The organism is Stenotrophomonas sp. CS3K5 (genome assembly GCF_059515225.1).
In genome coordinates this window covers 1-20,032 of the sequence record NZ_JCAKRX010000003.1, presented here as the reverse complement: position 1 = coordinate 20,032, position 20,032 = coordinate 1, and the positions used below count along the sequence as shown (strand labels likewise).

Sequence of the window (20,032 nt, the reverse complement as noted above, 5' to 3'; positions counted from 1 at the left end):
ACCTTCCCACGATGGCAAGGTTTAGCCTGTGCGCATCCACAAGCAAGCCCGGGAATCCGATCATGAGTACGCCTCGCGCCACTGCCGTCCCCGCTGCGATCAGCCTGCCCATCGAGGGCATGACCTGTGCCAGCTGCGTGGGCCGCGTCGAAGCGGCGCTGTCAAAGGTGGAGGGCGTGGGCAGCGTAGCGGTGAACCTGGCCACCGAGCGTGCGGACATCCGCCTCTCTGGCCCGGTTGATCGCGCAGCGCTGATCCAGGCCGTGGAGCGGGTGGGCTATGACGTACCGGCCGCCACCACCGAACTGGCCGTGGAAGGCATGACCTGTGCCTCCTGCGTGGGCCGTGTCGAGCGCGCGCTGCTGGCGGTTCCCGGCGTCAGCCAGGCCAGCGTGAACCTGGCCACCGAACGTGCCACCGTGCGTGGCGTGGCCGATGCGGCTGCGCTGATTGCGGCCATCGACAAGGCCGGCTATGACGCACGTGTGATCGAGGACGGCGCGGCCGCCGAGGATGAAGCGGCCGAAAGGAAGGACGTCGAGCGCGCCGAACTCAAGCGCGACCTGATCGTGGCCACCGCGCTGGCACTGCCGGTGTTCGTGCTGGAGATGGGCTCACACCTGGTTCCCGGCATGCATCACTGGGTGATGTCCACGATCGGCCTGCAGGCCAGCTGGTACCTGCAGTTCGTGCTGACCACCCTGGTGCTGGCGATCCCGGGCCGCCGCTTCTACCTGAAGGGCTTCCCGGCACTGCTGCGGCTGGCACCGGACATGAACTCGCTGGTGGCGGTAGGCACCGCCGCAGCCTTCGGCTACTCGGTGGTGGCCACCTTCCTTCCGTGGCTGCTGCCGCCGGGCACGGTGAACGTCTACTACGAAGCGGCGGCGGTGATCGTCGCCCTGATCCTGCTGGGGCGCTTCCTCGAAGCGCGTGCCAAGGGCCGGACCTCGGAGGCGATCAAGCGCCTGGTCAAGCTGCAGGCGAAAGTCGCCCATGTCATCCGTGACGGGCGCGCGGTCGATATTCCGGTCGGCCAGGTGCTGGCCGGTGACGTGGTGGAGGTGCGCCCGGGCGAGCGGGTGCCGGTGGATGGCGAGGTGATCGAAGGCCGCAGCTACATCGACGAATCGATGATCAGTGGCGAGCCGGTTCCAGTCGAGAAGCAGCCCGGCAGCAACGCGGTGGGAGGCACGATCAACCAGACCGGCGCATTGACCGTGCGCGCGACGGCGGTCGGCGGGCAGACCCTGCTGGCGCAGATCATCCGGATGGTCGAACAGGCGCAGGGCTCGAAACTGCCGATCCAGGCCGTGGTCGACAAGGTGACGCTCTGGTTCGTGCCGGCGGTGATGCTGGCCGCGCTGGCGACCTTCCTGGTCTGGTGGGTGGTCGGTCCGTCGCCGGCGCTCAGCTTTGCCCTGGTCAACGCGGTGGCGGTGCTGATCATTGCCTGCCCGTGCGCGATGGGGCTGGCCACGCCGACCTCGATCATGGTCGGCACCGGCCGCGGCGCGGAAATGGGCGTGCTGTTCCGCAAGGGCGAGGCCTTGCAGCTGCTGAAGGACGCGCAGGTGGTGGCGGTGGACAAGACCGGCACCCTGACCGAAGGCCGTCCGCGGCTGACCGACCTGGAGATCGCCGACGGCTTTGATCGCAGCACGGTACTGGCAGCGGTGGCGGCAGTGGAGTCGCGCTCGGAGCATCCGATTGCCCGCGCGGTTGTGGATGCCGCCACTGCGCAGGGCATCGCGCTGCCGGCGATGGTCGATTTCGAATCGGTCACCGGCATGGGTGTTCGTGCCGGAGTGGGGGGCACGCGGGTGGAGGTTGGCGCCGATCGCTTCATGCGCGAGCTGGGCGTGGACATCACGCCCTTTGCTGCGCAAGCCAGCCAGCTCGGAACGCAGGGCAAGTCGCCGCTGTATGCCGCCATCGACAGGCGCCTGGCGGCGATCATCGCGGTCTCCGATCCGATCAAGCCGAGCACGCCCGCAGCCATCGCGGCGCTGCACCAGCTGGGCCTGAAGGTGGCGATGATCACCGGTGACAATGCGGGCACCGCGCAGGCGATCGCGCGTCAGCTCGCCATCGATGAGGTGGTCGCCGAGGTGCTGCCGGCAGGCAAGGTCGAGGCGATACGTCGACTGAAGGCGGTACATGGGCACGTCGCCTTCGTCGGCGACGGCATCAACGATGCGCCAGCACTGGCCGAGGCCGATGTCGGACTGGCCATCGGCACCGGTACCGATATCGCGGTGGAATCGGCCGATGTGGTGCTGATGTCGGGCAGCCTGCAGGGCGTGCCCAATGCCATCGCGCTGTCGAAGGCGACGCTGGGCAACATCCGGCAGAACCTGTTCTGGGCCTTTGCCTACAACACCGCGTTGATTCCGGTGGCGGCCGGCGTGCTGTACCCGGTCTGGGGCGTGCTGCTGTCGCCGGTGTTCGCGGCCGGTGCGATGGCCCTGTCCAGCGTGTTCGTGCTGGGCAACGCGCTGCGCCTGCGCCGCTTCCAGCCGCCGATGGCGGATGCGCCTGCTGCGACCCGTTGAAGGAGACCTGCATGAACATCGGTGAAGCCGCCAAGGCCTCCAATGTCTCGGCGAAGATGATCCGCTACTACGAACAGATCGGCCTGATTCCCGCGGCCGATCGCACCGAGTCGGGCTACCGGGCGTACTCGCAGGCGGACATCCACCGCCTGCGCTTCATCCGCCGCGCACGCGATCTGGGCTTCCAGGTGGCCGAGATCACCGATCTGCTCGGCCTCTGGAACGACACCTCGCGGCACAGTGCCGACGTCAAGCGCCTGGCCGAACAGCACATCGTCGACCTGGAACAACGCATCGAAAGCATGCGGCAGATGGCCGACACGCTGAAGTCCCTGATCAGCTGCTGCGCAGGCGACGAACGTCCGGAATGCCCGATCCTGGAGCGGCTGGGTAAGGATGAAGAAATGCAGCTGCCGGTGGATGCACCGAAGACCGGCGCGGTGCGGCGGCGCGCGCACAAGCACTGAGACGCTGTCGCGCATATGAAAAAGCCCGCCGGGTGTGATTGCACCGGGCGGGCCTGGTCGTCGACGCGAGGCTGCGGATCAGGCGGTGCGCAGCGGGAAGCCTGCGTCGTTCACCGCGGCGAACACCTGCTCCTGCGAGGCGGTGGTCTGCACCTTGACCCGCCCGGTCGGCGGGTCGGCCTCCACGCGGGCGTCCGGATCAATCTGCTGGATCGCACGGGTCACGCTGCGCGCGCAGCCGCCGCAGGTCATGCCGTCAACATGGAATTCCATCTGTCGCTCCGTCGCTGCTCTTGAGAGGGATCCAGTGTGCACCTTCCAACGATGGCAGGGTCAAGCGCGGGGCTGAACGCCAGGCCAGCGCCGCCAACGCGTCACCCCTTCCAACAAAAACGGCAGCCACCTGTACCAGCGTGGCTGCCGTGGAGGAATGACCCCGCGCGCGGCGGGGCGGGGCAGCACCGGGTCAGGCCCGGGCCACCCGGTGCGACGTCAGAACTTCCAGGTGGCGCCGAAGTACAGCTGGCGGCCTGCATAGGTGTTGGAGATGAGGCGGGCCTTGCTGTCACTGCCCAGGTGCACGCGCTGTTCGGACTTGGTGGCGTTGATCACCGAGGCGGTCAGCGTCCAGTCCGGGGTCAGGTTGTAGGCAACGTTCAGATCCAGCTGATCGTAGGGCTCGGTGTAGACGGTCAGGCCGTTGTTGAGCCCGCCCACCACCTGGCCACGCCGGTTGAACGAAGCGCGTGCGAGGAACTTCTCGTTCTCGTAGAAGACGGTCACGTTGGCCTGGTTCTTGGCACTGCCGACCAGCGGCGAGGAGCCGATCTCCTGGCCATCCAGCACGATCGATGCCAGGTTGGTGTCGTTGTAGGTGTAGTTGGCCTGCACGCCCACGCCAAAATCGAAGGTGTACTGGCCGTACAGCTCCACGCCCTGGGAAACGCCATCACGGCCGTTGGCCTGGGTCTCGTAGCGCTGCACGGTCACCGCCTCGCCACCGATGACCATCGGCGTGTCACGCACCACCGGCAGGGTGAAGTTGTCCACGTTCTTGCGGAACAGGCCGACGCCGGCAACGGCACCGGGCTGGAAGTACCACTCCAGGCCCAGGTCGAACTGGGTGGCCTTGAACGGCTCCAGCTGCTTGTTGCTGCCCTGGCCGACCCAGCCGGCGGTCGATGCACCGCCCGCCACGCGGCGATCATTGACGTACTCCTGGCTGTAGTAGCTCAGTGCACCGGGCGCGGCGATGTCGGTGTAGCCGGGGCGGGCGATGACCTTGGACGCCGCGCCACGCAGGACCAGCGTATCGGTGATGTCCCAGGCGATGTTGAAGCTCGGCAGCACATCGGTGTAGGTGCGGTCCACGCCGATCAGGTCGTAGGTCTTGCTCTGCGCCAGATCATGCGGAAGGCGCACGAAGCCACTTTCGCAGCTGTAGGTCGGATAGGCCGCCGCGGCCGGATCGGTGCACGCCATCGGCGCGCCGGAGGCGTTGTCCAGGAAGTAGTCGTTGAACTTCTCGATCGAGTCGGAGGACTGGGCGAACTGCTTGGTACGCACCACGCGCACGCCGACATTGCCGCGCAGGCGCTCGGTACGGAAGTTGGCCTGGAAGTAGCCGGAGTAGATCTTCTCGTTGACGTTGTAGACGAAGTCTTCCTCGGTCCGGTTGTGCGAACCGCCGTAGGTCTGGTTCAGGTAGTCGATGTAGGCCGGGTAGTTGATGCCCGGGAATACATTGGCGTTGAAGCCGCCGGCAATGTTGCTGATCGGGTTGGACAGGAAGAAGCCCGGCTGCGCGTTGCCGGCGGTCGGGTCGCAGCCGCTCTGGTAGCGGCTGTTGTCATAGTCGGCCGGGTCGCGGCCCGGGCACACCCAGTACGTATTGCCGGTGTTGCGGTGGACCTTGCCGTCACGGTACTTGGCGCCGAACTGGATCGAATCCAGCCAGCCGGACTCGAACAGCTTGGTCACATCGGCCTGGAAGTAGTTCTGCTTGACCTCGGTGCGCTTCCACGACGAATCGGTGGAGCCGGTATCGACTTCGGCGATGCCGTTCATCAGCTGCTGCTGCAGGTCCGGCGAGAAGGTCGCAGACGGGGTGCCGGTCAGATCCCACGCGCTGTACAGATTGCCGGGCAGGTAGACGTTGCCGTCCTTGCGGCGCGGCTTGGCCGACATGCGGAAGTTCATCGACGGGCCACCTTCGGACCAGGTGCGGCCACCGGTGAACGAAGCCTTCCACAGCGGGCTGATATCCCAGTCGATGCTCAGGTCGGCGGTCTGCGAGAGTGCCTTTTCCTTGCTGTAGCCACCGGTCAGCTGCGGGGTGGGAACGGTGCAGTCGTCCGGGCCCCAGCCGCCGGGTGCAAGACCGGCGGCCTTGGCCTCGTCCTCGCTGCAGTAATAGGTTTTACCGGCCAGCTTCTCGAACTGGCCACCGGTGACGATGCTGCCACTGGGATCGAAGTCCAGGCCGTTGAGCAGGCGGCCGCCGGCCCAGTTGCCGTCGCCGTTGAAGCGGGCCATGCTCCATTCGGGAATTTTCAGCATGTTCTGGGTGTAGTCACCCTGAAGCTCGAAGCGGAAGTAGTTCGCGGTCAGGGTGAGGTTGTCGACCGGCTTGAACTGGAAGGTCAGCTGGCCGCCCTTGCGCTCGCGCTTCTCTTCCTTCACCGCGAAATTCACCGAGGTGGGCATGAAGAAGTCGGTGTAGTTCTGGCCGGACTGGTTGTTGAAGCCGGAGCGGCCCCACCAGTAGTGGATGCCATCCTGTGCCTGCGTATTGCCGTAGGCATCACGCGCCTTGCCGGCGCCATACCACTGGTAATCCTCGGTGCTGGCCTCCATGGTCCGGGTGGTGCGCTTCTGCTGGGTCACGCCCACCAGCACGCCGAAGCGTTCGTCCTGGCTGTGCCATGAGTACAGCGCCGACGCCTGCGGATCGATATCGTGATGGGTGTCGGAGGAGGTGCCCTCGAGCGTGACGAAGCCCGAGTTGGATTCCATGTCCAGCGGGCGTCGGGTGTGCAGGATGACCGTGCCGCCGATGCCGCCTTCATCGATGCGCGCTTCCGGCGACTTGAACAGCTCGGCGCTGGACAGCATGTTGGACGGCAGCAGGGTGTAGTTGAACGAACGCGTGGCTTCGTCGTTGGTTTCCGAAGTAGCAACGTAGTTGCCGTTCAACTGGGTCAGGGTCAGGTCCGGTGCCAGGCCGCGCACGCTGACGCTTTTGCCTTCACCGCCACTACGGGTGATGACCACGCCGGGGACGCGCTGCAGCGCATCGGCGACATTCTTGTCGGGGAACTTGCCGACGTCTTCGGCGGTGATCACTTCGACCACGGCGTTGGCGTCGCGCTTCTGCTCGAGGCTCTTCTCGATGGCGTAGCGGTAGCCGGTGACCTGGACACTGTCCAGGGTGGTGGCGTCCTGCGTGCCGGTGCTGGCGGCCTGCTGCGCGGCGGCGCCAGCCGGCAGAACGGCGGCAGCCAGGGCCAGCGCGATGGCCAACGACAATGCGTCCTGGCCATGCGTACGTGTTGAATGCTTCATTCCCATCTCTCCCTCTCTCCTGGATTGATCCGGTGACGTGGCACGGACAACTTGAATCGATCTAATTTGAAGTGACATTGTCGCTGTCGCCATGCAGTGGCAGTGGCACCGTGCGCGTGGCCTGGTACGTCCTGTTTCCGCTTCCCCAACTCCCGGCCATCGCAATGTCGTCTTGGATCGATCTAAGCGATGGGCGGGCGATTTTTAGCATGGGTCGCCCGTGGGCGCATGCTGCTGCGCAATATGGTACTGGCGTGGCAATGCTGTGACGGTTTGCTGAAAACAGTGGAAACGTTTTCGTGCGCAGGGGAGGGTGGGTCGGCAGGGCGGCGCCCTGCACCTGCGGGTAGTGCCGGCCGCTGGCCGGCAACAGCCAAAGCCAATGCCAAAGCCAAAGCGGCTCTGGGTTGTCTGTGGCTTGGCGGGGCGGTGTGGGCTGGCAGGACACGCCGTAAACCCGTCCATGGGGGCTCGATGGCGCCATCCATGGCGCCAACGGTCCTGCCAGCCCACACCGCCCCGCCTTCGTCAGTTTCCCGGTGACGGTTGGATGGGGCCTGGGGACGGCAGGGGGTAACGGCCTGGGGTCAGATCCATTTTCCGTTGGAAAACGGGTCTGACCCCGATTGATTTCGTTATCTGTCAGAGATTCGGCCAAGCATGGCGTGGATCCGTTGCAGATCGCGAGAATCTGTCGAAGGCGGGGTGGGTCCGGTTGCGGGGGTGTCCGCGGCATGGATGCCGCGGCCAAGCCCCCAGGGACGGGTTTACGGCGTCCCCCGCTACCGGACCCACCCCGGCTCCCCACATGAAACCGGCTTCTGCTGTTGCTTCTGCTGTTGCTGTTGCTCCAGCTCGGAGCAGGTGCAGGGCGCAGCCCTGCCGAACACCCCCATCTCATGCTGCGCCGCAGAATGCATTCGGCTGAACCTGCATGCTCTACTTGAATCGATCTAAATCCACGGTCGCGTGGGTCGGGCGTCATTCCAGGGGGAGCCATCTGCCGATGCGGGCAAGGTTCAGCGGAACGGTGCCGGACGGCCCCGATCGTCTGCCTTCGCGTCATCGACTACAGGAACCCGACATGCGTCCAGTGCCGTCCGCTCCCGCCGTCCCCTTGTCCGAGCGCCCGCTGGCGCGCCTGGCCTGCCTGCTCGCCCTGTCGGCCATGCCGATGCTGCTGCAGGCGGCACCGGTGGCGCTGGAGCGCGAGGTCAATACCTTCATCGGCAGCAAGGACGATGGCAACACCTTCCCGGGCGCATCGGCGCCGTTCGGCCTGATCCAGGTCAGCCCGATCGGCAGCCATTACTCGGGCTGGCGCTACGACGACGAGAAGATCCGCGGTTTCGGCCATTCGTTCATTTCCGGTGCCGGTTGCTGGGAACAGGGCGGCCAGGTGTCGGTACTGCCGGTGACGGGCAGCATCGGCCCGGGCGGCGATTTCGATACCGGCAACCCCAAGCAGTTCGATCACAAGGCCTACGCCGCGTCCTATACCCATGACGGCGAAATCGGACAGGCCGGCTACTACAAGGTGCGGTTGACCAGCTACGGCGGCATCGACGCCGAGGCGACCGCGCGTACCCGCGCCGCCGCCGAGCGCTACACCTTCAGCCAGCGCAGCGGCGACGGCCACGTGCTGGTCAATGTCGGCCAGGCCAACGAGCGCCATTCGGTGATCGGCAGTGTGGTCGACGTGGTCGGTGACCGCGTGGTGGAAGGCAAGCTGGTCACCAAGAGTTTCTGTGGTGGGCACCAGTACACGACCTGGTTCCGCATCGAGTTCGACCGCCCGTTCAAGGCGCACGGCACCTGGGGCGAGGGCGGTGGCCTGCCCGGTGCGCGCCACAGCATGGAAGGCGAGCAGAAGCCGAATGGCGCCTGGCTCAGTTTCGATCTGGCCAAGGGGCAGTCGGTGACGGCGGTCAGTGCGATCTCGCACGTGGACGCCGAAGGCGCGCGCACCAACCTGCGCGCCGAGGGCATGCAGGGTGGGGCGCTGCTGGGTTTCGACCGCATGCGCGCGCTTTCCCAGCAGTCCTGGCGCGAGCAGCTGGGCCGGGTGCGCGTGCAGGGCGGCAGCGCTGACGACCGCGCCGTGTTCTACAGCGCGGTCTACCACGCGCTGCTGCAGCCGATGACCGGCAACGATGCCGACGGCCGCTACCGTGGCTATGACGATGGCATCCATCGTGCCGATGGCTGGACCTACTACGAGTACTTCTCGCTGTGGGATACCTACCGTGCGCAGAACCAGTGGCTGGCGCTGACCCGCCCGGACGTGGCGCGCGACATCGGCCGCACGCTGCTGGCGATCGACGAACAGGGCGGCTGGCTGCCGCGCTGGGGCTATGCCAACTTCGAGACCAATATCATGACCGGCGATCCGGTCACCCCGTTCATGGTCGACCTGTGGCGCTTCGGCGCGCTCAAGGGCCGCGAATCGCAGGCCTGGGATGCACTGCGCCGCAACGCTTTCGGCACGCCGCCGCTGAACTCGCGCATGGCAGGCCGTTCCGGCAACCCGACCTACCTGGACAAGGGCTATGTGGTCTATGACCGCGCGTTCCCGTCCAAGGGCATGGACGTCGATCCGCACCACGGCGGCTCGGCGACGCTGGAATATGCGCTGGCCGACTGTGCGCTCTCGCAGATGGCCGATGGCCTCGGTCATGCGCAGGACGCGGCGACGCTGCGTGAACGCGGCCGCAACTGGCGCAATGTGTGGGACCCGCAGGTGCGCGATGCCGAGACCGGCTTCACCGGCTTCCCGCGCCCGCGTACCGAAGATGGCCAGTGGTACACCCCGTCCGATGGCCACTACAGCCCGCGTTCGCACCACGGCTTCCATGAGGGCACCGCGTGGCAGTACCAGTGGCTGGCGCAGCAGGACGTTCCGGGCCTGGTGGAAGCGATGGATGGCCGCGAACAGGCCGGCCGCCGCCTCGACGCGTTCTTCGCGATGGACGCGCTGCAGGCCGATCCGCTCAACGCCGCGCGCAAGGAGTGGGTGGTCGGGCCGTACAGCTACTACAACCAGTTCCGCTACAACCCGAACAACGAGCCGGATCTGCACTCTCCGTGGCTGTACACGCTGATCGGCCAGCCGTGGAAGACGGCGGCGGTGGTGCGTGCCGCGCAGCAGCTGTTCACCAATGCCCCCAACGGCGTGACCGGCAACGATGACCTCGGCACGATGTCGGCCTGGTATCTGTTCAGCGCCATCGGTGTCTACCCGGCGGTGCCCGGCAGTGGCCAGTTCCTGCTGCACACCCCGCGCTTTGCCAAGGTGGAAGTGGACATGGGCAATGGCCGCACCCTGCGCATCGACGCGCCGGGTGCCGACGGCCGCCGCCTGCAGTACGTGCAGGGCGTGCAGGTCGATGGCCAGGCACATGCACCGGTTTGGCTGGACTGGAGCCGCCTGCAGCAGGGTCCGCGCCTGCACTTCAGCCTGGACGCCAAGGCACCGCAGCAGGGCTGGGGCACCGCCGTGAAGGACCTGCCGGTGTCCTGGTGCGCGGCACCGGGCAGCGCATTGCGCTGAGCCGGACTGTGCCGTTCGCGGTGACCCAGCGAACGGCACCGCACGACATGGCCGTGATCCATTAGGCTTGAGCCTCCAGCGGAGTCCGGGAAGACGATGAACGACAACGGCAGCAGTTCCAGCAAGCGCGCCGGCAAGGCGGTGACGGTGACCGACATCGCGCGTGCCATCGGCGTGTCACGGGCCACCGTGTCGCTGGTGCTGCGCGGCAGCCCGCTGGTCAACGTCGACACCCGGGCCAAGGTCGAGGCCGAGCTGCGTCGCCAGCGGTATGTCTACAACCGCGCGGCGGCCAACCTGCGCCGGCGCACCTCGTCGAGCATCGCGCTGGTGATCAACGATCTGTCCAACCCGTTCTTCGCCGAATTCGCTTCGGGTGTGGACGAGGCGCTGGGCGGGCGTGGTTACGTGACCCTGCTGGGCAGCACTGGCGAATCGCCGGAGCGGCAGCAGGCGGTGCTGTCCACATTGATGGAGCACACCCCGGCCGGCCTGATCCTGTCGCCGGCCGAGGGCAGCGATACCACGCAGCTGCGCCAGGCACTGGGCGCCAATGCCAACGTGCTGCTGTTCAACCGCGAACTGGACGGCGCCGACTGGGACTTCCTGACCCTGGACAACCAGCACGGTGCCTACCTGGCCACGCGCCACCTGATCGAGCGTGGCCATCGCCAGATCGCCTTCTTCGGCGGCCATGCGGCATCGAGCTCGTGCCACCAGCGCCGCGCCGGTTTCCAGCAGGCGCTGGCCGAGGCTGGCCTGTCCCTGCCGCCGGGCTGGATGATCGAGTCGGCGCCGAACCGGCTGGAGGCTGCCGCGCGTACCGATGAACTGTTTGCCGATGGCCATCGCCCGAGTGCGGCGGTCTGCTACAACGACACCGTCGCGCTGGGCCTGATGCTGGGCCTGAACTCGCGCGGCATCCGTCCCGGCGGTGATTTCGCGGTGACCGGTTTCGATGATATTTCCGAGGCGGCGGTGGCCGTTCCGCCCTTGACCACGCTGACCGCCGACCCGCGCGAACGCGGCCGGCAGGCGGCGGCGCTGCTGCTGCAGCGGCTGGACGAACCGGATGCGCCGCCACGGCGCACGGTCGCGCCGGTACAGCTGCGCATCCGTGAAAGCAGCGCCGCACGACCGAACTGATCCCTTTCATACACCCCTTCCACGCAACAACGACCTTCCGCGCATCGAGGCGCGTACCGCATGCCGATCTCCGCAACGCCCCGTCCATCGGGTTCTTCGGGCAACGCACCTGCCGTCACCAACGGCAAGGCGCTGGCCGTGGTCACCACGATCTTCTTCATGTGGGGCTTCCTGACCTGCCTCAATGACATCCTGATCCCGCACCTGAAGGCGGTGTTCGAGCTGAACTACGCCAAGGCGATGCTGGTGCAGTTCACCTTCTTCGGCACCTACTTCCTGATGTCGCTGCCCGCAGGCCGGTTGGTCGCCGCGCTGGGTTACAAGAAGGGCATCGTGGCCGGCCTGGTGATCGCCGGCATCGGCGCGCTGGGCTTCTGGCCAGCGGCCGAGCTGCGCGTGTACGGTGCCTTCCTCGGCGCCCTGTTCGTGCTGGCCACCGGCATTACCGTGCTGCAGGTTGCTGCCAATCCCTACGTCGCGCTGCTGGGCCCGGAGCAGACCAGCTCCAGCCGCCTGACCCTGGCGCAGGCCCTGAACTCGCTGGGTACGGCCATTGCACCGATCTTCGGCGGCATGCTGATCCTGTCCAACACGGTCAAGAGTGCCGATGATCTCGCCGCGATGCCGGCCGCCGAGCAGCTGGCCTACCGTGCCGCCGAGGCGCAGGCCGTGCAGGGCCCCTATGTTGGCCTGGCGGTGGCGCTGGTGCTGCTGGCGCTGTTCGTGTTCCTGTTCCGCCTGCCGGCATTGAGTGATGCCACCGAACAGGCCGACCAGGGCCACCACCACAGCTATCTGGATGCGCTGCGCAAGCGCCACCTGCTGCTGGGCGTGCTGGGCATCTTCTTCTACGTCGGCGCCGAGGTGTCGATCGGCAGCTTCCTGGTCAACTACCTGTCGATGCCCACCATCGGCGGCTTCAGCGAGCAGGAAGCCACGCACTATGTGTCGGCCTACTGGACCATGGCGATGATCGGCCGCTTCGCCGGCTCGGCGCTGCTGGCCCGCTTCTCGCCCAGCCGCCTGCTGGCGATCTTCGCGCTGGTCAATGTGGCCCTGCTGGTCACGACCATGATGAGTTCCGGTCACCTCGCGCTGTACTCGGTGGTGGCGATCGGCCTGTTCAACTCGATCATGTTCCCGACCATCTTCGCGCTGAGCATCGAGCGCCTGGGGCCGCTGACCAACAAAGGCTCCAGCCTGCTGATCATGGCCATCGTCGGCGGCGCCGTGGTGCCGTACCTGCAGGGCGTGCTGGCCGACCATATCGGTGTGCAGGCCAGCTTCATCCTGCCGCTGCTGTGCTACGGCTACATCATCTTCTACGGACTGGTCGGCGCGCGTACGCCGGCTTCCGCAACGCAGGGAGGCTGAGTCCGGAATGGGTTCCATCGTTTGCTTCGGCGAAATTTTGATCGATCTACTAGCGCAGCCGCCGGCCTCGGCCGATACGCCGCGCGCGTTCCTGCAGTACGCCGGCGGTGCGCCGGCCAACGTCGCCGTGGCGGCCGCGAGGCTGGGTGCAAAGACCCAGTTCGTCGGCATGCTCGGCCGCGACATGTTCGGTGACTTCCTCGCCGACAGCCTGGTCGAGCATGGCGTCGGCACCGACTACATCGTGCGTACCGACGCGGCCAAGACCGCGCTGGCGTTCGTGGCGCTGGACGCTACCGGCGAACGGAGTTTCAGCTTCTACCGCCCACCGGCGGCCGATCTGCTGTTCCGTGACCGCGATTTCCAGGCCGCCTGCTTCGACAGCGCGCAGTGTTTCCACGTCTGCTCCAACAGCCTGACCGAGCCGTCCATTGCCGAGGCGACCTTCGCCGGCATGGAGCGTGCCCGCGCCGCCGGCGCGGTGGTCAGCCTCGATCTCAACCTGCGCCCGGCGCTGTGGCCGGCCAGCGAAGATCCGACGCCGCGCCTGTGGCAGGCGCTGGAACGGGCCGACCTGGTCAAGCTGTCGCGCGAGGAGCTGGACTACCTTGCCTCGCCGCTCGGCGATGACGGTGAGCGGCTGGTGCTGCGGCGCCTGCTGGCCGCGCAGGCACGCTGGGTGATCGTCACCGACGGTGCGGCCACGCTGCGCTGGTATACCCGCGACGACCACGGCACGGTCACCAGCTTCCGTGTGGCCACGGTCGATACCACCGCCGCCGGCGATGCCTTTGTCGGTGGCGTGCTGGTCGGCTTGCTGGAGCGGGGTGGGGCCGGCGCTGGTTTCGCTGCGTTCTGCCAGGACCCGCAGGCGATTACTGCCACGCTCCGCTTCGGTGCTGCGGTCGGCGCACTGGCGGTTACCCGCAAGGGCGCGTTCGCCGCGATGCCCTCGCTCGATGAAGTGCAGCAGCTGCTGCAGGCCCAGGACATTACCGCATGAGCACCTCGCCCGATTTCCGTTCGCCCGCCTTCCTGCGCGCGCATATCGCCGACACGATGGCGTTCTACCATCCGCGCTGCATCGATCCGAACGGCGGCTTCTTCCACTACTTCCGTGATGACGGCAGCATCTACGACGCCAGCCACCGCCATCTGGTGAGCAGTACGCGTTTTGTCTTCAACTATGCGATGGCCTACCGGGAGTTCGGCAACGCCGAATACCGCGACGCGGTCGAGCACGGCGTGCGCTACCTGCGCGAGGTGCATCGCAATCCGGCCACCGGTGGCTATGCCTGGACCCTGCGCGACGGCAAGGTCGAGGACGACATGAACCACTGCTATGGCGTGGCGTTCGTGCTGCTGGCCTACAGTTGTGCGCTGAAGGCCGGTGTCGAGCAGGCCCGCGGCTGGATGGACGAGACCTGGCAGCTGCTGGAGGCGCGCTTCTGGGAGCCGCAGCACGGCCTGTACAAGGACGAAGCCGATGGCCAGTGGAACTTCACCGGCTATCGTGGCCAGAACGCCAACATGCACATGTGCGAGGCGATGCTGGCCGCGTTCGAGGCCAGCGGCGAGCAGCGCTATGTCGAGCGCGCGCTGCAGCTGGCCGACAACATGACCCGCCGCCAGGCGGCCAAGGCCGGTGGTCTGGTCTGGGAGCACTATGACGTGAACTGGGAGATCGACTGGGACTACAACCTGGACGATCCCAAGCATCTGTTCCGCCCGTGGGGTTTCCAACCGGGCCATCAGACCGAATGGGCCAAGCTGCTGCTGATCCTCGATCGCCATGTGCAGGCCGATTGGCTGGTGCCGACCGCGCAGCACCTGTTCGATGTGGCCGTGGCGCGCAGCTGGGACGAGGCGCGCGGTGGCCTGTACTACGGTTTCGCACCGGAATCGCGCCGGCAGCCGGGCATGGACGGTGCCCCGATCGGCGGCGACAGTTTCGTCTGCGACGATGACAAGTACTTCTGGGTGCAGGCCGAGACGCTGGCCACGGCCGCGCTGATGGCCCAGCGCACCGGCGAGGAGCGCTACTGGCAGTGGTACGAGCGCATCTGGGCATACTCCTGGGAGCACTTCGTCGACCACCAGTACGGCGCCTGGTTCCGCATCCTGGATGCTGACAACCGCAAGTACAGTGACGAGAAGAGCCCAGCCGGCAAGGTGGATTACCACACCATGGGTGCGTGCTACGAAGTGCTGAACGTGGTGCGTTGAGGTGGGTAGGCCGGGCATGGCCCGGCGCTACGTGAATCGGATCTGCAGATAGCGCCGGGCCACGCCCGGCGGAAGAACAGGAGCTGTGCGTGCATCGTCCTTCCCTCGTTGTCCGTCTGCTCCTGCTGCTGATCGCAGCCTCTGCTTTCCCTGCGTTGGCGGCCCCACTGCAGGCGCAATGGGAGTTCCGCATGCTGCCGGGTGACGCACAGGGCGCCGCCCATCCCGGCCTGCAGCAGTGGCGTGGCGCCACGGTGCCGGGCAGTGTGCATACCGACCTGCTGGCGCATGCGTTGATCCGCGACCCCTATGTCGGTGCGCCGGAGAGCGAGCTGCAGTGGATCGGGCTGGCCGATTGGGAGTACCGGGCCCGCTTCGACGTGGATGCTGCAACCCTGGCCAAACCCAACGCCGAACTGCGCTTCGACGGGCTGGATACCTATGCCGAGGTCAGCCTCAACGGCAAGCCACTGCTGCGCGCAGACAATGCGCACCGTACCTGGCGTGCCCATGTGGAAGGCCGTCTGCGCGCGAAGGGCAACGAACTGCGGATCGTGTTCCGGTCGCCGATCCGCACCCTGCTGCCAGGCGTGCAGGCAATGCCGCACAGGATTGCCGGCAACTATCCCTCGCCCTATGGCGATGAGCCGAAGGACGCGATGGTCGGCAACTTCGCGCGCAAGCCGGCCTATCACTTCGGCTGGGACTGGGGCCCGCGCTACGTCACCGCCGGTGTCTGGCGCGGGGTCGACCTGCAGGCCTGGGATGCGCATCGGCTGAACGATGTGGCGGTACGCACCGACGCGCTGGATGCCCGGCAGGCGAAGCTGACGGTGCTGCTGCAGGTGGAGCAGGGCAGCGCCGCCGGTTCTGCGGTCGTCAATGTCGACGTGCGCGATCCGCAGGGGCGCAGCGTTGCCCAGGTGCAGCGCACGGTGCTGCTGAAGCCCGGCCAGAACAGTGTGGAACTGCCGGTTGAATTGGCAGAACCGAAACGCTGGTGGCCGGTGGGCCACGGCGCACAGGATCGCTACACCGTGCAGGCACGCCTGGACGGTGGCGCCGATGCAACGCTGGTGCGCGAGCAGCGCATCGGCCTGCGCACGGTTGAGCTGCGCCGCGAGGAGGATGGCAAGGGTGGGCAGGGCTTCGCTTTTGTCATCAACGGTGTGCCGGTCTTTGCCAAGGGCGCCAACGTGATTCCGTTCGACGCCTTCCCCGCACGCGTGGATGCCGCGCGCCTGCGCCAGGTGCTGGTGGCGGCGCGCGATGCCAACATGAACATGCTGCGCAACTGGGGCGGCGGCTACTACGAAGACGATGCCTTCTTCGATATCGCCGATGAACTTGGCCTGCTGGTCTGGCAGGACTTCATGTTCGGCGGCGGCATGCAGCCCGGTTACGATCCGGCGTTCCGCGCCAGTGTGGTCGCCGAGGCCCGCGACAACGTGCGCCGCCTGCGCCATCACCCCAGTATCGTGTTGTGGTGTGGCAACAATGAAGAAGAAACCGCCTGGAAGGATTGGGGCCATGGCCGCGACCTGAAGGCGGCCGATCCGGCGTTCGCGGCCAAGGTCTGGCAGGGTTATGTCGATCTGTTCGGCAATGATCTGCGCCAGGTGGTCGGCGAGGAAGCGCTGGGCGTACCGTACTGGTCCAGTTCGCCCAGCAACGATCTGGACGAGAAGGCCAACGACTCCACCCGCGGCGACAAGCACTACTGGCAGGTGTGGGGCAATCCGGCGTTGCCGGTGCAGGCCTATCTGCGCGAGACCCCGCGTTTCATGTCCGAGTACGGGTTGCAGGCGTGGCCGTCGGTGGCGACGGTGGACCAGATCGCGACCCGTGCCGAGCAGCGCATCGACAGCCCGGTGATCCGCGCACACCAGAAGTTCATGGCCGGCGAAGGCAACAGCCGCCTGCTGCACTACATCGAACTGGGCTACGGCACGCCGAAGGACTTCGAGGACTTCGTCTACCTCAGCCAGGTGATGCAGGCCGATGGCATCGCGCTGGCCGCGTTGCATCACCGCGCCTCGCGGCCGTACACGATGGGCTCGTTGTACTGGCAGCTCAACGACGTCTGGCCGGGCGCCTCATGGTCCAGCGTGGATTATTTCGGTCGCTGGAAGGCGCTGCACTACGCCGCACGCCGCTTCTTCGCGCCGGTGACGGTGGCGGCACTGCGTGACGAAGGCCGTACCCGGGTGCGACTGCTCAATGACGGTGCTGCACGGGATGCGCGCTGGCGGCTGCGAGTGATGGACATGGACGGCAAGGTGCTGCGTCGTCGCGAGCAAGCGGTGAGCCTGGCCGCAGCAGGGGTGACCTCGATCGGTGATTTCACCGATGCGGAACTGCTGGCCGGCGCCGACCCGAAGCGCACGGTGGCGGTGTTCGAGCTGCTGCAGGACGGCAAAGTGAGCGCGCGGCAGGTGGTCGGCTTCGCTGAAGCCAAGGATCAGGTGTTGCCACGGCAGAAATTGAAGGCGACTCTCGCCATCGACGGCGATCACTATCGCCTGCGGCTGCAGAGTGCGGCCTATGTGCGCGCGGCGTGGATCGACTTCGGCGCGTTGGACGTGACGCTTGAAGACAACCTGCTGGACCTGCTGCCGGGCGAAACCCGCGACATCGCGGTACGCGGCCCGGTGGACCTGACCACCCTGCGCGACGCGCTGAAGGTGAAGACCCTCAACGACCGTTGAGGGCTGGAACATCCTGCTCTGGTAGATGCCAACCAAGGTTGGCATCCTCCTCATTGTTACAGCTGGATCTGCTGGAAGTTCTCGACGCGATCGTGGCCGTTGGTCGCCTGGCCGGTGCGCGGCAGCGGGTAATCGTCCAGGCGGTCGATCAGGCGGGTCTGCAGGCCGGCTTCGCGGGCGGCGTCCAGTTCTTCCACCACATCCGACAGGAACAGGATCTCGCCAGCCGGTACGCCGATGGCCTGCACGATACGGCGATAGCTGTCCGCCTCACGCTTGCCGCCCACTTCGGTATCGAACCAGCCCGACACCAGCGGGCTGAGGTCGCCGGCATCGCTGAAGCCGAAGAACAGCTTCTGCGCCGGCACCGAACCGGAGGAGTACACGTACAGCGGCAGGCCCGAGGCGTGCCAGCCCTTCAGTACCGCCGCCACTTCCGGATAGAAGTGTGCAGTGTAGTCGCCGCGACGGTAGCCGCCGTCCCAGATCCGGCCTTGCAGCGCCTTCAGTGCGGTGTGCTTGCGGTCCTGGTCGATCCAGCCCTGCAGCGTCTCGACCACCAGGCTGTCCTGGCAGGCGCCGCCGATCTCGCTGGCCACCGCGTCCAGCCAGCGGCGCACGTCCGGGTCCTGGCCATGTTCGGCAACGAAGCCGGGCAGCGCCTGGCGCGCATAGGGGAACAGCACGTTCTTGACGAACGAGATGCTGCTGGTGGTGCCTTCGATATCGGTCAGGATGACGCGGGGCTGCATGGATCAGGATGCCTGGGTAGGGACGTAACGGGGGAACTTCTGCGCGATGTCGGTGCCGGTGAAATGGCCGACCCAGCCATCCGGCTCGGTGAAGAAGCGGATCGCCACGAAGCTGGGCTCATCGCCCATGTCGAACCAGTGGGTGGTGCCATCGGGCACGGCGATCAGGTCATCCTTCACGCACTCGATCTCGTACACCTTGTCTTCCACGTGCAGGGTGAACAGGCCGGAGCCGGCGACGAAGAAGCGCACCTCGTCTTCCTTGTGGAAGTGTTCGTCGAGGAACTTCTTGCGCAGCTCGGCGCGGTTCGGGTTGTCCGGCGCGATCGAGGCCACATCCACGCTCTTGAAGCCGTTCTCGGCCACCAGGCGGTCGATGTCGGCGCGGTAGGCGGCGAACACTTCCTCCTGGCTGGCGCCCGGCGCGACCGGGGCAGTGGCCTGCCAGCGTTCAAAGGTGACGCCGATCTGCTTCAGCTCGGCAGCGATGAGCGCGCCGTCCTGGGTGTCCAGCAGTGGCGATTCGGGGCGGGTGTCGTCGTAGATGCGCAGTCGGCTCATGGCGGCAGCTTGAACGTCTCGGGGGGAAGACAGGGTAGCAGGGTAGGGGCAGGGTGCAGATTCCGGATCGGCATCTGCACCTGCACCTGCGCGCGGGTTCAGCCGCGCAGCCTGCGCAGCTCCAGCTCGCAGTGGAACAGGAACTCGAAGGCCTCCAGGTGGCGGCGCGCCTCGGCCATGTCACGGCCCCAGGCGTACAGGCCGTGGCCATCGATCAGGTAGCCCCACAGGTTCTGCCGATCGAGCAGGTCGTCGACCTGCGCCGAGAGCACGTTCATGTCCTGGGTGTTGGCGAACACCGGCACATCCACGGCCATCTCATGGGTGCTGTTGCCGGCGAACGCTTTCAGCAGCTCGTAGCCTTCCAGGTGCACATGGCCTTGCGGCGCGTACAGGCGCGAGGCGATGGTCTGCACCGGCGAATGGGTGTGCAGCACGCAGCCCACTTCGGGGAAGCGGCGGTACAGCTGGGTGTGCAGCAGGGTTTCGGCGGACGGGCGCAGCGGGCGGCCGACGGCCTGGCCGTCGAAGTCCACCACCATGATGTCGTCCTCGATCAACCGGCCCTTGTCCTTGCCGGACACGGTGATCGCGGCGTGGCGGTCGTCCAGGCGGTGGGAGAAGTTGCTGCTGGTGGCCGGGGTCCAGCCGGCGTGGGCCAGCTCGCGGACGTTGTCGATCAGCAGCTGGGCCAGTTCGCCCAAGCGGGCGGTGTCGTAGGGGAAGGTGGTGGCGTTCATGCGGGTGATTTTACTGGATTCGGCCAACGGCTGAGCCCCTCGTGGCTGGGCGGTGGGGCTGGATCTCTCTTTGGCCGGGCGGGTGGGCTGTGCAGGGGACGCCGTAAACCCGTCCTTGGGGGCTTGGCCGCGGCATCCATGCCGCGGACACCCCTGCACAGCCCACCCGCCCGGCCACGGACAGGTTCCGTGCGCGCCAGCCACGGAGTGAAGAAGGAAAGGCAGAAGCGGGTTGCGGCGCTGCGCTTGCTCGGAGCCGAGCATGGCTCGGCTCTACAGAGGATTCATCGACCGGAGAAGATTCATTTCCCAGATGAATTCATCCACGCATGGCGTGGATCTACCGAACGCGCCGGGAGACTGTCAGGGGTGGGGAGGCATGGGTACGC

The 20,032-nt window shown here is 66.6% G+C and carries 13 protein-coding genes; 8 read left to right on the top strand and 5 right to left on the bottom strand.

All coding sequences use genetic code 11. From position 1 onward, the window contains the following. Positions 1 to 62 precede the first annotated feature (62 nt). Positions 63 to 2,555 carry a heavy metal translocating P-type ATPase gene (locus tag AC5YGJ_RS05165; protein ID WP_496185958.1) on the top strand — a complete coding sequence of 831 codons (2,493 nt, stop codon included), beginning with the start codon at positions 63 to 65 and terminating at the stop codon, positions 2,553 to 2,555. Between the two features lie 11 nt (positions 2,556 to 2,566). Next, positions 2,567 to 3,022: a Cu(I)-responsive transcriptional regulator gene (gene cueR, locus AC5YGJ_RS05160; protein ID WP_249844164.1), complete on the top strand. Its 456-nt coding sequence runs from the start codon at positions 2,567 to 2,569 to the stop codon at positions 3,020 to 3,022. A gap of 78 nt (positions 3,023 to 3,100) precedes the next feature. Here cueR and AC5YGJ_RS05155 read toward each other — a convergent pair whose 3' ends face one another. After that, complete coding sequence (locus AC5YGJ_RS05155) at positions 3,101 to 3,295, bottom strand: heavy-metal-associated domain-containing protein (RefSeq protein WP_496185957.1); 195 nt, start codon at positions 3,293 to 3,295, stop codon at positions 3,101 to 3,103. 219 nt (positions 3,296 to 3,514) lie between these two features. Beyond that, a complete protein-coding gene (locus tag AC5YGJ_RS05150; RefSeq protein ID WP_107232421.1) occupies positions 3,515 to 6,592 on the bottom strand; it encodes a TonB-dependent receptor in 3,078 nt (1,025 codons plus the stop codon). A 1,078-nt stretch (positions 6,593 to 7,670) separates the two neighbouring features. Between AC5YGJ_RS05150 and AC5YGJ_RS05145 the strand changes: the two genes are divergently transcribed. The 6 genes from AC5YGJ_RS05145 (at position 7,671) to AC5YGJ_RS05120 (ending at position 17,590) form a co-directional block, all read left to right on the top strand. Then, the gene (locus AC5YGJ_RS05145; RefSeq protein ID WP_496185956.1) at positions 7,671 to 10,136 is read left to right on the top strand and encodes a GH92 family glycosyl hydrolase; all 2,466 of its coding nucleotides are present in this window, start codon (positions 7,671 to 7,673) and stop codon (positions 10,134 to 10,136) included. 96 nt (positions 10,137 to 10,232) lie between these two features. Further along, on the top strand, positions 10,233 to 11,282 hold the full coding sequence (locus tag AC5YGJ_RS05140) for a LacI family DNA-binding transcriptional regulator (protein WP_107232423.1): 1,050 nt from the start codon (positions 10,233 to 10,235) through the stop codon (positions 11,280 to 11,282). 60 nt (positions 11,283 to 11,342) lie between these two features. Continuing rightward, complete coding sequence (gene fucP, locus AC5YGJ_RS05135; RefSeq protein WP_249844160.1) at positions 11,343 to 12,656, top strand: L-fucose:H+ symporter permease; 1,314 nt, start codon at positions 11,343 to 11,345, stop codon at positions 12,654 to 12,656. Between the two features lie 7 nt (positions 12,657 to 12,663). Continuing rightward, positions 12,664 to 13,659 (top strand): carbohydrate kinase family protein, encoded by a 996-nt coding sequence (locus tag AC5YGJ_RS05130; protein WP_249844159.1) that lies wholly within the window; start codon positions 12,664 to 12,666, stop codon positions 13,657 to 13,659. Beyond that, entirely contained in the window at positions 13,656 to 14,882 is a 1,227-nt protein-coding gene (locus tag AC5YGJ_RS05125; RefSeq protein WP_309336768.1) for an AGE family epimerase/isomerase, read from the top strand. Before AC5YGJ_RS05130 ends, AC5YGJ_RS05125 begins: the two co-directional genes overlap by 4 nt. A gap of 89 nt (positions 14,883 to 14,971) precedes the next feature. Then, on the top strand, positions 14,972 to 17,590 hold the full coding sequence (locus AC5YGJ_RS05120) for a beta-mannosidase (protein ID WP_496185955.1): 2,619 nt from the start codon (positions 14,972 to 14,974) through the stop codon (positions 17,588 to 17,590). A 56-nt stretch (positions 17,591 to 17,646) separates the two neighbouring features. Here the strand turns inward: AC5YGJ_RS05120 and mtnC are convergent, their stop codons facing one another. From mtnC to AC5YGJ_RS05105, 3 genes are all read right to left on the bottom strand, one after another. Continuing rightward, positions 17,647 to 18,342, bottom strand: coding sequence for an acireductone synthase (mtnC, locus tag AC5YGJ_RS05115; protein ID WP_496185954.1), 696 nt, complete (start codon positions 18,340 to 18,342; stop codon positions 17,647 to 17,649). Between the two features lie 3 nt (positions 18,343 to 18,345). Continuing rightward, positions 18,346 to 18,903, bottom strand: coding sequence for a 1,2-dihydroxy-3-keto-5-methylthiopentene dioxygenase (locus AC5YGJ_RS05110; RefSeq protein ID WP_249844155.1), 558 nt, complete (start codon positions 18,901 to 18,903; stop codon positions 18,346 to 18,348). 98 nt (positions 18,904 to 19,001) lie between these two features. After that, the gene (locus AC5YGJ_RS05105) at positions 19,002 to 19,643 is read right to left on the bottom strand and encodes a methylthioribulose 1-phosphate dehydratase (RefSeq protein WP_496185953.1); all 642 of its coding nucleotides are present in this window, start codon (positions 19,641 to 19,643) and stop codon (positions 19,002 to 19,004) included. Between the last annotated feature and the right edge of the window lie 389 nt (positions 19,644 to 20,032).

Bases quoted from the DNA above. Each gene is read 5' to 3' on its own strand.
- AC5YGJ_RS05130 (WP_249844159.1), top strand. From the start codon at position 12,664: ATGGGTTCCATCGTTTGCTTCGGCGAAATTTTGATCGATCTACTAGCG.
- AC5YGJ_RS05105 (WP_496185953.1), bottom strand. From the start codon at position 19,643: ATGAACGCCACCACCTTCCCCTACGACACCGCCCGCTTGGGCGAACTG.
- AC5YGJ_RS05140 (WP_107232423.1), top strand. From the start codon at position 10,233: ATGAACGACAACGGCAGCAGTTCCAGCAAGCGCGCCGGCAAGGCGGTG.
- AC5YGJ_RS05155 (WP_496185957.1), bottom strand. From the start codon at position 3,295: ATGGAATTCCATGTTGACGGCATGACCTGCGGCGGCTGCGCGCGCAGC.
- mtnC (WP_496185954.1), bottom strand. From the start codon at position 18,342: ATGCAGCCCCGCGTCATCCTGACCGATATCGAAGGCACCACCAGCAGC.
- AC5YGJ_RS05165 (WP_496185958.1), top strand. From the start codon at position 63: ATGAGTACGCCTCGCGCCACTGCCGTCCCCGCTGCGATCAGCCTGCCC.
- AC5YGJ_RS05110 (WP_249844155.1), bottom strand. From the start codon at position 18,903: ATGAGCCGACTGCGCATCTACGACGACACCCGCCCCGAATCGCCACTG.
- AC5YGJ_RS05125 (WP_309336768.1), top strand. From the start codon at position 13,656: ATGAGCACCTCGCCCGATTTCCGTTCGCCCGCCTTCCTGCGCGCGCAT.
- AC5YGJ_RS05150 (WP_107232421.1), bottom strand. From the start codon at position 6,592: ATGGGAATGAAGCATTCAACACGTACGCATGGCCAGGACGCATTGTCG.
- fucP (WP_249844160.1), top strand. From the start codon at position 11,343: ATGCCGATCTCCGCAACGCCCCGTCCATCGGGTTCTTCGGGCAACGCA.
- cueR (WP_249844164.1), top strand. From the start codon at position 2,567: ATGAACATCGGTGAAGCCGCCAAGGCCTCCAATGTCTCGGCGAAGATG.
- AC5YGJ_RS05145 (WP_496185956.1), top strand. From the start codon at position 7,671: ATGCGTCCAGTGCCGTCCGCTCCCGCCGTCCCCTTGTCCGAGCGCCCG.